We start from the raw sequence: 13475 nt of genomic DNA, 5'->3' as shown, positions 1-13475 counted from the left end.
ACCAAAATTTTATTTATGAAAAAAATATTGTTTTCAGCGGCAGTACTCCTACTATCACTGCAAGGTTTTTCTCAAGGCTCCACTGACTACGGTGCTGGCATGAAATTTAACCTGAACGAAGACGGTTCTAAATTCATGCGTGTCATTGCATGGAACCAGATCTGGATGCGTTCCTCTCAGATGAATCCCGGTACAATGATTGGTGGCGAAGCAACATCAACTGGAACCGATATAGGGAACAGACGTTTGCGTTTTCTAGCCTATGCACAAGTATCTAAACGATACATGATTTTGACCCATTTTGGGATTAACAACCAAACTTTTACTAATGGTGGTGCAGCAGGATCTTCAGGAACTGGAGCTTATGGTGCAGGAAAAAAACCAGGCTTATTCTTTCACGATGCATGGAATGAATATGCGGTTGTACTTCCAGAAAAAGACAAAAAATTTAGTATGTCACTGGGTGCAGGATTGCATTACTACATGGGTTTATCCAGATTAACAATGGCATCTACACTTAACTTCCTTACTATTGATGCTCCTATATTTAACTGGCCCTTGATTGAAAACTCAGATCAATTTGCTAGACAAATGGGTCTGTTTGCAAAGGGTAAATATGGAAAACTAGAATATCGCTTGAGTTACAACAAACCTTACGCCACTAATGTAGTTCCTACAAACACTACTACCGCAGATAACGCCGTAGCGGTTGACAACAGTGGTATGACAAAATGGTCGAAAGCTGGATATTTTGAATATCAATTTCTAGATCAAGAAGCAAATGTACTACCCTTTAAAGTAGGTAGTTATTTAGGAACTAAGAAAGTATTCAATGTAGGTGCTGGTTTTTATAATGCTCCTGATGCTACAAGATCTTTAGTTAATAACACCGTAAACAAACACGACATTACACTTTTATCTGCTGACGTTTTTCTAGATTTACCTATTGGAAAAAAAGAAAACAAAATGGCTGTAACCGGTTACAGTGTACTTTATGATTATGATTTTGGACCCAATTATTTACGCAATGTGAGCATTATGAATATTGGATCAGTAGATCCTAATTTTACTGGGAGTAGAGCTATTTCGGGACCTGGAAATGCGCAACCTACAATTGGTTCTGGAACGATCTGGTACACACAAGCCGGGATTTTATTACCCAATAAAGAGACAAAACCGAAGATTAGAATTCAACCCTTTGGAGCAGTTACGTATAAAAACTTTGATGCTTTAACACAGTCCAGCAAACAGTTTGATGTAGGATCTAACTTTTTCTTAGACGGGCACCATGCAAAAATAACGACACAGTATTCAACGAGACCCGTTTATACCTCATCAAGTAATCGATCTGGATCATTAGGAGACTTCGTAGTACAATTGCAAATTTATTTATAACTAATTTTAAAAGCATAATTTATGAGCACTAAATCAACAAAAGGAATTTGGAAAGTCATTTCTGCATCCTCAATGGGTACCATGATTGAATGGTATGACTTTTATATCTTTGGGAGTTTAGCCGTTGTAATTTCAACTAAATTTTTCCCTTCTGACAATCCTACTGCTGCTTTCTTATCTACTTTAGCCACATTTGCAGCTGGATTCGTTGTTCGCCCGTTTGGAGCCCTTTTCTTTGGAAGACTAGGAGATTTAATTGGTAGAAAATATACTTTTATGGTTACACTCCTTTTGATGGGAGGAGCTACATTTTTAATAGGATGTATTCCCACTTATGAAACCATTGGGTTTATGGCGCCATTATTAGTTTTGATTCTTCGTTTGCTTCAAGGACTAGCGCTTGGGGGTGAGTATGGAGGAGCTGCAACTTATGTAGCGGAACATGCACCCGTAGGACAAAGAGGGTATTGGACTTCATGGATTCAAACTACTGCTACAGTGGGATTATTTATTTCCTTGATGGTAATTTTAGCCACGAGAAACTTTCTTTCTCCAGAACAATTTGACGAGTGGGGATGGAGAGTTCCGTTTTGGGTATCTATTGTTATGGTAGGAGTTTCGTATTTGATTCGTAAAAATATGGATGAATCTCCTGTTTTTGCCAAAGCAAAAAGCGAAGGAAAAACGAGTACTAACCCACTAAAAGAAAGTTTTGGAAACCGTTACAACTTGAAATTTGTATTGCTTGCGTTATTTGGAGCAACAATGGGACAAGGTGTAGTTTGGTACACAGGACAATTTTACGCGATGAGTTTCCTTAAAACGGTTATGTCTATTGATTCCTCACAAGTAGATACTTTACTTGGGATTGCATTAATTATGGGTACTCCGTTCTTCATATTTTTTGGATGGTTGAGTGATAAAGTGGGTAGAAAATACATTATGATGGGAGGAATGCTAATTGCTATCCTATTGTACAGACCAATCTACAAGCAGATGTTTGAAACAACTAATGTGAAAAATAAAACAGAAGTGGTTGCCAATACTAAAATTCTTGCCGAATTAAAAGAAAACAAGAAACAAACCATGGACTCTATCTATACCACTAACAAAGAGTATGAAGATGGAACAACATTAGTCGAAGTAAAAACAGTATCTTTAGAAAACGGTATTGCAAAAATAGTTGACGGAAAACCGAAAGTTGAAACCAAAACCACTATAAAAATTAACTCTAGTGACAAGTGGACACTAATCTTTTTAGTTTTTATTCAAGTGATATTTGTTACAATGGTTTACGGTCCGATAGCTGCTTTCCTTGTTGAAATGTTCCCGGTGAAAATTAGATACACTTCTATGTCATTGCCTTATCATGTAGGTAACGGAATTTTTGGTGGCTTACTGCCTGCAATATCAACCTACTTTGTAACCAATGCTAAAGATTTAGGTCATCCTGAATATTACTTAGAAGGATTATGGTACCCAATTGTTATTGCTGCGATCAGTTTTACTATTGGAATGGTTTACATAAAAAATAAAGATAAAAACGCTCACGTATAAAAAACACAGCTATGAATCAATTAAAAAGACTTTTAGGAATCGTTTGGATTGCATGTGCAGCAGCTGCAGCCTATTTTTGTATTTTCCAATTTGGGTTGCCCAAATTTACATCAGGAAAACAAGAAGATTTAGTATTTGGAATTATTATCCTTTTTGTACTCACTCCGTTAATCGTGGCGGGACTTGGAACCTTTGGTTACTATGCTCTCGCTGGTGATTATGACGAAAGAAACGATTAAGCAAACCATTATTTTGGGCAATCTCTACAATTAATTGTAGGGATTGCTTATTTAAAGCAACGTTGAATGAAAAGCTATTTGCATTTACGTGCTGGAACAATTACTCCGTATTAAAACATGCATCAATTAGACTATTCCCTTTTGTATGAAAAAGAGACATGAACAAAAACTCGTTATTCTTTCAATGCTAATGCTATTGGCCTTGAACATGCCACTCTTACTTTTATTTGACAGTTCAAAACCCATTTTTGGATTTCCAATTATCTATGTTTATATCTTCTCGGCATGGCTTTTTTCAATTGCAATCTCGTATTTAATTATCAAAAGGTATTATGAATAGTATAGGTCTTTTATTAATATTAGTACTCTATGTGTCTATTCTTTTTTACATTGCCTATTGGTCTGAAAAAAGAAGCCACTCCAAATGGACTAATAACCCTTATATTTATTCTTTTTCGTTAGCCGTGTATTGCACTGCCTGGACTTATTATGGCAGCATTGGCGTAGCTGCAGAATCCGGTTTAGGATACTTACCTATTTATCTTGGCCCCATATTAATCATCCCAACATGGATGATTATCCTAAAGAAAATCATCCGAATTTCGAGAGTAAATAAAATTTCCAGCATTGCAGATTTTATTTCTTTACGCTACGGAAACAGTAGATTTCTTGGTGCCTTGGTTACCATAGTTTGTATTTCTGGAATTTTACCCTACATTTCCTTACAACTTAAATCGATATCAGATACTTTTCATATTGTAACAAAAACACAAGCAAGTTCAAATATTTTTAATGATACTACCACCTACGTATGTCTTGCTCTAGCTCTTTTTGCCTCTTACTATGGAACTAAATATGTTGATGCATCTGAAAAAAGAAGAGGTATTGTTACTGCTGTGGCAATGGAGTCGATCTTAAAGTTGATTTTCTTTTTGATCATAGGGATTTATGTAACCTATTTTGTGTTTGATGGTGTTGATGATATTTATAAACAGGCAGCAACTCTAAAAGATTTTGACAAAAAAAATACCATTGGCGGCATTACGGATGCTATGAACTGGTTTTTCCTTTGTGTTTTATCCATGTTTGCCATATTCCTTTTACCACGACAATTCCATACGGCAATAGTAGAAAACAATAAAGAAACTCATATACGCACCGCAATATGGCTATTCCCGTTGTATTTACTACTATTCAATATATTTGTGTTCCCAATTGCTTGGGGCGGCAACATCCTTTTTGAAGGTAAAGGACACAATTCAGATACATATTCCTTGCTTATTCCGCAATTGTTTGACAACGATACCTTGACGGTAATGGTGTTTCTGGGTGGATTTTCTGCAGCTATATCCATGATTATCGTTTCGTCTATATCTCTAGCCACCATGTTAAGCAACAACTTATTGATTCCGTATGGCTTTATAGGTTCCTTAGAAAATTCGTCGCAAGAAAAAAACAGCAAACGCATCGTAAACAGCCGTAAAATTGGAATTTTTTCTCTAATTATTTTGGCGTATGCCATTTACAGATTATTTATTCTAGACTATTCACTGGTTTCAATAGGCTTAGTAGCCTTTGTAGTCATCGCCCAATTAGCACCCTCCTTTTTTGGTGCTATCTTTTGGCGTCGAGGATCAAAAAAAGGCGCTATAACAGGAATCATTCTCGGATTTGCTGTTTGTTTTTATACCTTACTAATTCCGTATGCAACCGGCATGACAAATTCAGTCAGTCATTTTGTTACCGAAGGACCTTGGGGAATTTCACTCTTAAAGCCTTTTCAACTTTTTGGATTGGATTATTTAGAGCCTATTCCGCATGCTGTTTTTTGGAGCTTATTAATTAACATCATGAGTTATGCCGCAGTATCGGTAAGTTTCAAAGGAAATTACAGAGAACGCAATTATGCCGAAATGTTTGTGGATATTGACCAATACATCACCAATCACGAAAATGCTTTTGTGTGGAAAGGAACAGCATACATCTCTGATATTCAAAAAGTATTGCTTCGCTTTCTTGGCGAAGAACGCACCAAACGAGCTTTGAGTATTTTCAATTTAAAATATAACATTGATAAAAACGTAACCACTGCTGATGCCCGATTCATAAAGTTTGCCGAGAATTTATTGACAGGTCACATTGGTACGGCTTCCGCCAAAATATTAATTGCAAGTGTAGTCAAAGAAGACAAAATCAGCTTGCCCGAAGTATTGCGAATTTTGGAGGAATCCAAAGAAAACATTATCATCAACAAGATGTTGACGGACACATCAAACGAATTAAAAAAAATATCAGAACAACTCAAGAATGCGAATCAGGAACTGGTCAATAAAGACATCCAAAAAGATGAATTTCTAGATACGGTTACTCATGAATTGAGAACGCCCATAACAGCAATACGCGCAGCAAGCGAAATCTTGCATGATGATGACGCCATTCCCGAAGAATTAAAAAAGCAGTTTTTGCAAAACATCATTTCAGAATCGGATCGTTTGAACCGTTTGATTGATAAAATATTGGATTTAGAAAAATTTGAAACGGGAAAACAGAAAATCTACTTGTCAAAAAACAACATTACAAAAACGATTTTAACAACGATAACGTCATTAAATCAATTAATTAAAAACAAAAAAATCACAATTGACTTTGACAAAGCTGATTACGTCATTAAGGCTTTTTATGACGAAGAACGCATAGTACAAGTAATCCATAACTTATTGTCTAATGCCATAAAATTTTGTTCAGAAACTGATGGAAAAATAACCATTTCTATCCTTGAGAATGAAACAAATGTAGCAGTCAAAATTCATAATAACGGCAAAAGTATTAGAGAAGAAGATGCCGAAGCTATTTTTGACAAATTCTATCAATCTCGGAACCAAAACATAAAAAAACCAATAGGAAGCGGATTAGGATTAGCCATTTGCAAACAAATTATAGAACATCATAAAGGAACTATTTGGAGTGAAAAGAATGAGGTTGAAGGCGCCACTTTTACTTTTACATTACCCAATTATAATACAAGCGAAACGAATTAAAACATGAAAAAAATTTTAATTGTAGATGACGAACCAAACATTGTAATGTCATTAGAATATACCTTCAAAAAAAACAATTTTGAGGTTTTTATAGCCCGTGACGGACAAGAAGCATTGGACATTTTGCAAACTAAACTCCCAGACGTTATTATTCTGGATGTCATGATGCCCATGGTAGATGGTTTTGCAACATTGGAACAAATAAAAAAAGAAGAACGTTTGCAACATTGCAAGGTAATTTTCCTTTCGGCAAAAAATAAAGAAAAAGATATTGAAAAAGGGCTTTCATTAGGTGCTAACTTGTATGTCGTGAAACCATTTTCGATCAAAAAGTTAGTCGAGCAAGTACATGATTTACTATCCTAAAAAACATTCAATACCATGAATTATAACAAAATTTACGAAGACAGTATTGCACAACCAGAACAATTCTGGGCACAACAAGCTGATGCAATTGAGTGGTACAATAAACCCGCGACAATTTTATCGAAAGATGAAAATGGATATCCGCAATGGTACAAAGATGGCGAATTAAATATTTGTTATTTAGCACTTGACAAACACATTCAAGATGGATACGGCGACCAAGTTGCCATTATATATGATTCTCCAGTAACACAAACCGTAAAAAAATACACTTACTCTGAGGTAAAAACTGAAGTAGCAAAACTAGCAGGTGGCATGCTTGCATTAGGGTTAAAAAAAGGCGATACGGCCATTATTTACATGCCTATGATTCCGCAAACAGCCTTTGCTATGTTAGCTTGCGCACGCATTGGAGTAATTCATTCGGTTGTTTTTGGTGGTTTTGCACCACATGAATTGGCTATCCGCATTGATGATTGTAAACCACGTGCCATTATTACAGCTTCATCAGGAATAGAAGTAGATCGATTAATTGCCTACAAACCATTAGTTGATGAAGCCATTGCATTAGCGAGTCACCGACCAAAAAAAGTAATCGTTTTCAATAGAAAATTAGGCGCCCGAATTCCGTTTAAGAAGTATGATGTAGATTATGACGCCTTAGTGTACGGCTCCGAAGAGACAGCCTGTGTTGCCTTACCTTCTAATCATCCGCTTTATATTTTATACACATCTGGAACTACAGGAAAACCAAAAGGAATTGTAAGAGATACGGGAGGTTATGCCGTTGCATTGAAATTCTCGATGAAACATATTTACAACGTAAATCAAGACGAAGTTTTTTGGGCAGCGTCGGATATGGGTTGGGCAGTAGGACACAGCTACATTTTGTACGGGCCATTATTAAACCGAAATACAACCATTGTATTTGAGGGCAAACCCATCAAAACACCTGATGCCAGTACGTTTTGGAGAATCATTTCAGAGCATAAAGTAGGCACCATGTTTACAGCACCAACTGCCATTAGAGCCATTAAAAAAGAAGATCCTAACGGAGAATTCATCAAACAATACGATTTAAGTTGTTTAAAAAATCAATTTTTAGCAGGAGAACGCTGTGATAATGCTACTTTAGAATGGTATCAAGAACACATCCCGATTCCTGTTATAGACCATTGGTGGCAAACCGAATCTGGTTGGCCCATGATTGCCAACTCCCTTGGAATTGAAAAAATGCCTGTCAAATCTGGTTCGGCTACAAAAGCAGTTTGTGGCTATGACATTAAGATTTTCAATGAAAACGGCCAAGAACTAGGTCCAAATGATGAAGGGCTTGTGGTCATAAAATTACCATTGCCACCCGGAAACTTATTAGGAATTTGGGCAAATGAAGCCCGATTTAAAGCCAGTTACTTCAGCAAATTTGATGGCTATTACCTTTCTGGTGACGGTGGTTATAAAGATGAAGACGGTTATATTTTTATTACCGGAAGAACCGATGATGTTATTAATGTAGCGGGACACAGGTTGTCAACCGCAGAAATGGAAGAAGTTGTGGCTGCTCATCCCTGCGTTGCAGAATGTGCAGTTATAGGCATTCACGATGAGCTAAAAGGACAAGTTCCACTGGCATTGGTCGTAACTAAACTAGGAACCGAAATGGAACAATACCAATTAGAACAAGAAATTATAAAACTGGTTCGGCAGCAAATTGGGGCGGTTGCTTCACTGCGAAATGTAGTTGTAGTGCAACGTTTGCCAAAAACACGATCCGGAAAAATCTTAAGAAAACTAATGCGAAGTATTGTTGATGGTGAAACCTTTCAAATTCCATCTACAATTGATGACGAAGCCATTATTGACGAAATTACGCAAACAGTACAAAAACATAAAATAGGTAGTTATAATTTATAAAATTTATCAAACATCATGAGTTACTATAAAATTAATACTTTAGAAGAATATTTTAAACATTACAAAAAATCAGTTCGTGAACCAAAAAAATTCTGGGACAAAGTAGCCTCCGAAAACTTTACTTGGTACCAAGAATGGGATAAAGTGGTTGATTTTAATATGGCCGAAGCCGAGATAAAATGGTTTACCGAAGCCAAAGTAAACATCACTAAAAATTGTATTGACAGGCATTTAGCCAAAAACGGAACAAAAACTGCCATCATTTTTGAGCCCAATGATCCAACCGAAACCGCTTTGCACATTTCCTATAACGAACTACACGAGCGTGTGTGCAAAATGGCTAATGTTTTACAAGAGCAAGGCATACAAAAAGGAGATCGCGTATGCATTTATTTGCCTATGATTCCAGAACTCGCTATTGCTACGCTAGCATGTGCAAGAATTGGTGCTATTCACTCTGTTGTTTTTGCAGGATTCTCGGCATCGGCGGTGGCAGCTCGTATTAATGACAGCTCCTGCAAAATGGTCATCACTTCAGATGGTGGTTATCGAGGCAATAAAACAATTGATTTAAAAAGTATCGTTGACGAAGCTTTATTGAGTTGCGATTGCGTAGAAAAGGTTTTAGTTGCAAAAAGAATTAATACCACGATACCTATGAAAGAAGGTCGTGATCAATGGTTACAGCCACTTCTAGACGCTGCCTCAGACAATAACGTGGCAGAAATTATGGATGCCGAAGATCCGTTGTTTATTTTGTACACCTCTGGCTCTACAGGAAAACCAAAAGGAATGGTTCATACTACTGCAGGCTATATGGTGTATACCGCGTATACGTTTAAGAATGTTTTTAATTACGAAGAAAATGATATTTTTTGGTGCACTGCTGATATTGGTTGGATCACTGGACACTCCTATATTTTGTACGGCCCTTTATTGAATGGAGCTACGACGGTAATTTTCGAAGGCGTTCCCTCCTATCCTGATTTCAGTAGGTTTTGGCAAACTATTGAGAAACATAAAGTCACTCAATTCTATACCGCCCCAACAGCAATTAGAGCTTTGGCGAAAGAAAGCATCGAATTTGTACAACGATACCAGTTGACCTCTTTAAAAGTCATTGGATCCGTGGGAGAACCTATTAATGAGGAAGCTTGGCACTGGTACAACAATCACGTAGGCGATAAAAAATGTCCTGTAGTGGACACTTGGTGGCAAACCGAAACTGGAGGAATTATGATCTCGCCAATTGCTTTTGTAACACCAACTAAACCTACGTATGCATCGTTGCCATTACCTGGAATCCAACCTGTTTTAATGGATGAAAAACGCAACGAAATTGAAGGTAATCAAGTTACAGGAAGCTTGTGTATTAAATTCCCTTGGCCAGGAATTGCTAGAACTATTTGGGGCGATCATCAACGATATAAAGACACGTATTTCTCTACCTTTCCAGGCAAATATTTCACTGGAGATGGCGCTTTGCGTGACGAAGTTGGGTATTACAGAATCACGGGCCGCGTAGACGATGTTGTAATTGTTTCTGGTCATAACCTTGGAACAGCCCCTATTGAAGATGCCATCAATGAACATCCAGCGGTTGCTGAAAGTGCTATTGTAGGTTTCCCGCATGATATTAAAGGAAATGCTTTGTATGGCTTTGTAATTCTAAAAGAAACTGGAGAATATCGTGATAGAGAAAATCTGAGTAAAGAAATTAATCAACACATATCAGATCACATAGGTCCAATTGCTAAGTTGGATAAAATTCAGTTTGTCTCTGGTTTACCCAAAACCAGATCTGGCAAAATCATGCGTAGAATTCTACGTAAAATAGCCGAAGGGGATTACTCTAATTTTGGAGATACTTCAACCTTGTTGAATCCTGAAATTGTGGACGAAATCAAAGATGGTAAAATTTAATTTTTAGTTTTAATTTGTTGTTGAAAAACTGCTTCATTTCTGGAGCAGTTTTTTTATACAAAAACGGCTGTCTTTTTAAGGACAGCCGTTTTTCACTAATTCAACGCAATATTAATTTTTCAATAGCTTCAATACCTTCATGACATTATTCTCATCGAATGTTTTTACAATATAAAGTCCTTGATTCAAATCACTAACTAAAAATTGAGATCCTGCTGTTTTAGTAGCATCAAAACTTTTAACCAATTGTCCCGTGATAGAAAAAATTTGAACTTTAGAAATAGTTTCATTCAATGTAAAATAATCAGATGCTGGGTTTGGATACAACACAATCGTTGGTGATTTTTCATAATCGGCGATTGCCAAAGAAGCTGTTTTATTTCCGTAGATTTTAAATTCTCCTGGCTGTAAAGATATTGGTTGTGATGTACTTGAAATTACAATTTCACTGTTATCCATCAAATTATACCACGTACCTGTGTAAGCAAAACCAGATGGAACTGTTTGAGCGGTTACATTAAAATTAGCTAGGATTAAAACGTCTTTTAATTGGCTTGAAGCCAAAGCGCTATTGGTAATTTTGATATTTGGGTATAACGAACTCGTGTTTGCAATACTTGCGGAACCAGAAAAAACCGGTTCCTTTGTTTTCAGGGTAATCATTTTGGCCCAATCATCGTAAATCTTACTTCTATTTGTATCTCCAAGCCAATTACCCGTCCATTGCGGTTGTGGTTTTGTATCCAATTTACAATCGCCAGAAGTACCATCAGACGATGTATTTACCGTTCCATTATTACAAGAAAATATAGATTTGTCCCAACCTAACTCCCCAAATTGCCAAATCATTTTTGGTCCAGGAACCAATAATGAAACGGCTCCTAAAGCAGACATTCTGGATAATGCAATATTCAAGTTTTTAACATCATGATTCGCCTCAGAACTGTTACCGGTCTGTAAGTTATTGTACATCAAACGTTCTTCATCATGACTTTCAGCATAACCCATTAATCTATGCGCTGTAAACCCTCTACTGGAAGCGTTCATTCCTGATATGTTTCCTGCAAATCCTTTTGTAAGATTGTTGTATTGACCCGTCAAAATTCCCCACATCATTACTCCTTTACTTGGAGTTTCATTCAATCTGTAATTTGCCCATTGCTGTTCTTCGTCATTTCCACCTAAATGTTCGAAAATAACATAGTGATTGGGATCTAAACTCCAAGAATAATCGGCATATTTTTGCAATACCTCTACTCTATCTTGCTGTCTATTACCAGTGCAATTTTCCTGACCACCAGCCACATTAGCTGGACAATTTTGGGTAAACCCTTTGGTTAAATCCCATCTAAATCCATCAATTTTATATTCTTCAACCCATTGTTTAATGACCCGTTGCACATAGTTTTGTGCTCTAGGTTGCTGGTGGTTAAAATCTTCACCCACACTGTAACTATGCATGGCTGTTGTATTAAAATAAGGATTCTCAGTAGAAGGTGAACCCCAGCCATCACCGTCAGGATCATTCATCCACATACGAACCATAGGATTACGACCAAAAGCATGATTTAACGCCACATCAAGAATTACGGCTATCCCGTTTTGATGGCACAAATCAATAAATTCTTTTAGTTTATCTGATGTACCATAAAACTTATCTAAAGCCATGTGAAATGAGGTATTGTACCCCCAACTTTCGTTGCCTTCATACTCCATCACTGGCATTAACTCAATTGCATTGATTTTCAAATTTTTGAAATAATCAATCTTATTAATTAAGTCCTGATAGCTTCTATTAGCATCAAAGTCACGCACTAATAATTCGTAAACAACTAGTTTTTCTTTTTCTGGCTTCACAAAGTTGGTAGTAGCACTGCTCCAGTTATAAGGAGCTTTACCCGTTTGCAAAACAGTAACCTCACGTTCTTGCCCTACTGGATATACAGGCATGTTTGGATACTTTGCTGCTGAGATTCCACCATCATCAAAAGGAGATAATACAAGCGTCGAATACGGATCTGCAGTTTTTACTAAAGAAGGTGTACCTGCAATTGGAGTAGCATCAACAACCCAGTATTGATAGGTGTAATTTACTCCTGATGTTAAGCCTGTTAATTCTAACCAAAACTTCCCAGAGATCGGGTCCTTTTTCATAGCATAAACGTCTGTAGGTTGCCAATTATTAAAACTTCCTGCAACGTAAACAAAGTCTTTAAATGGCGCATCAAGTACAAGTGTTGCTTTTGAGGCATCCGCATTATTATAGTTTATACCATCTAACAACCCCATTGGTATGGCTTGGCTAGCAGCATTTGGGTTTACAATAGCGCTGAATTTTTTACTAATTGTTGTTGCTCCTTGTGTTACTTGAAGTTCGTAATTTTGATTACTAGTAATTCCTATTTGATTAAAATTGTAGTTAGCAGTAGCAGGGTTTGTGTTTACTGTTACTCCGTTTGCTTTTAACACATAACTCGCACTACCACCCGTATTTGAAGCTGAAATATTTAAACTTCCGCCACTAGAAATGATAGTTGCGCTGTTTTCTGAAGGAGCAGTCAATGTTACTTGAAACGAACCTACTTCATTGATTATATCCTGCGATTTTTTATCTCCCGTACCGTCTTTAGCTTTTACTAAAAAACCAATTCTTCCTATTCCGTTTCTGTTATAAAAAGTGTTTGGTGTAAATGTTTTTGTGTAGGTATCTGAGCCCGAATCATACGTAAATCGGTTCGCTTCATTAGATGCTGTCCATGCACCATTAGTAGGACAATCAACAATATTTGCATCATTGATGTCAAAAGACCATGCCCAAATATATAGTGCATTTCCAGTTACTCCCCAAGCAGACTCATTTACACTACTCCCATTGATGGTAATGGTTATAGAATTAGTTTCTTCAAAAGTAGGAGGACTGATGCTATAGCTAACTGTTTGTTGTTGAGCTGAAGCGACAATTGAAAAGAAAAACAATAAAAAAAGTACAATTTTTTTCATGGTTTAAAGAGTTAGATTTAGTGAAATAAAAAAAGGGCTATCT

At 36.7% G+C, this 13475-nt stretch carries 8 protein-coding genes; 7 read left to right on the top strand and 1 reads right to left on the bottom strand.

Going from position 1 to position 13475, the window contains the following annotated elements:
- Window positions 1–15 precede the first annotated feature (15 nt).
- The 7 genes from K5V07_RS02170 (at window position 16) to acs (ending at window position 10432) form a co-directional block, all read left to right on the top strand.
- On the top strand, window positions 16–1395 hold the full coding sequence (locus tag K5V07_RS02170; protein WP_221916178.1) for a porin: 1380 nt from the start codon (window positions 16–18) through the stop codon (window positions 1393–1395).
- A 21-nt stretch (window positions 1396–1416) separates the two neighbouring features.
- The gene (locus K5V07_RS02165) at window positions 1417–2952 is read left to right on the top strand and encodes an MFS transporter (RefSeq protein WP_144891454.1); all 1536 of its coding nucleotides are present in this window, start codon (window positions 1417–1419) and stop codon (window positions 2950–2952) included.
- Between the two features lie 11 nt (window positions 2953–2963).
- The gene (locus tag K5V07_RS02160; protein WP_144891452.1) at window positions 2964–3191 is read left to right on the top strand and encodes a DUF6814 family protein; all 228 of its coding nucleotides are present in this window, start codon (window positions 2964–2966) and stop codon (window positions 3189–3191) included.
- 332 nt (window positions 3192–3523) lie between these two features.
- Window positions 3524–6229 (top strand): sensor histidine kinase, encoded by a 2706-nt coding sequence (locus K5V07_RS02155; protein ID WP_221916175.1) that lies wholly within the window; start codon window positions 3524–3526, stop codon window positions 6227–6229.
- A gap of 3 nt (window positions 6230–6232) precedes the next feature.
- The gene (locus tag K5V07_RS02150; protein WP_144891445.1) at window positions 6233–6595 is read left to right on the top strand and encodes a response regulator transcription factor; all 363 of its coding nucleotides are present in this window, start codon (window positions 6233–6235) and stop codon (window positions 6593–6595) included.
- 15 nt (window positions 6596–6610) lie between these two features.
- On the top strand, window positions 6611–8509 hold the full coding sequence (locus tag K5V07_RS02145) for an acetate--CoA ligase (protein WP_221916173.1): 1899 nt from the start codon (window positions 6611–6613) through the stop codon (window positions 8507–8509).
- Window positions 8510–8524: 15 nt separating this feature from the next.
- Complete coding sequence (gene acs / locus K5V07_RS02140) at window positions 8525–10432, top strand: acetate--CoA ligase (protein WP_221916171.1); 1908 nt, start codon at window positions 8525–8527, stop codon at window positions 10430–10432.
- Between the two features lie 111 nt (window positions 10433–10543).
- Here the strand turns inward: acs and K5V07_RS02135 are convergent, their stop codons facing one another.
- The gene (locus K5V07_RS02135) at window positions 10544–13432 is read right to left on the bottom strand and encodes an alpha-amylase family glycosyl hydrolase (RefSeq protein WP_221916169.1); all 2889 of its coding nucleotides are present in this window, start codon (window positions 13430–13432) and stop codon (window positions 10544–10546) included.
- Window positions 13433–13475: the final 43 nt, after the last annotated feature.

The sequence above is a fragment of the Flavobacterium sp. CHNK8 genome, from assembly GCF_019774515.1.
GTDB lineage: Bacteria > Bacteroidota > Bacteroidia > Flavobacteriales > Flavobacteriaceae > Flavobacterium > Flavobacterium tiangeerense.
The sequence above is the reverse complement of the archived record's forward strand: the minus strand, read 5'-3'. Positions and strand labels throughout refer to the sequence as shown.

Bases quoted from the DNA above. Each gene is read 5' to 3' on its own strand.
- K5V07_RS02170 (WP_221916178.1), top strand. From the start codon at position 16: ATGAAAAAAATATTGTTTTCAGCGGCAGTACTCCTACTATCACTGCAA.
- K5V07_RS02165 (WP_144891454.1), top strand. From the start codon at position 1,417: ATGAGCACTAAATCAACAAAAGGAATTTGGAAAGTCATTTCTGCATCC.
- K5V07_RS02160 (WP_144891452.1), top strand. From the start codon at position 2,964: ATGAATCAATTAAAAAGACTTTTAGGAATCGTTTGGATTGCATGTGCA.
- K5V07_RS02155 (WP_221916175.1), top strand. From the start codon at position 3,524: ATGAATAGTATAGGTCTTTTATTAATATTAGTACTCTATGTGTCTATT.
- K5V07_RS02150 (WP_144891445.1), top strand. From the start codon at position 6,233: ATGAAAAAAATTTTAATTGTAGATGACGAACCAAACATTGTAATGTCA.
- K5V07_RS02145 (WP_221916173.1), top strand. From the start codon at position 6,611: ATGAATTATAACAAAATTTACGAAGACAGTATTGCACAACCAGAACAA.
- acs (WP_221916171.1), top strand. From the start codon at position 8,525: ATGAGTTACTATAAAATTAATACTTTAGAAGAATATTTTAAACATTAC.
- K5V07_RS02135 (WP_221916169.1), bottom strand. From the start codon at position 13,432: ATGAAAAAAATTGTACTTTTTTTATTGTTTTTCTTTTCAATTGTCGCT.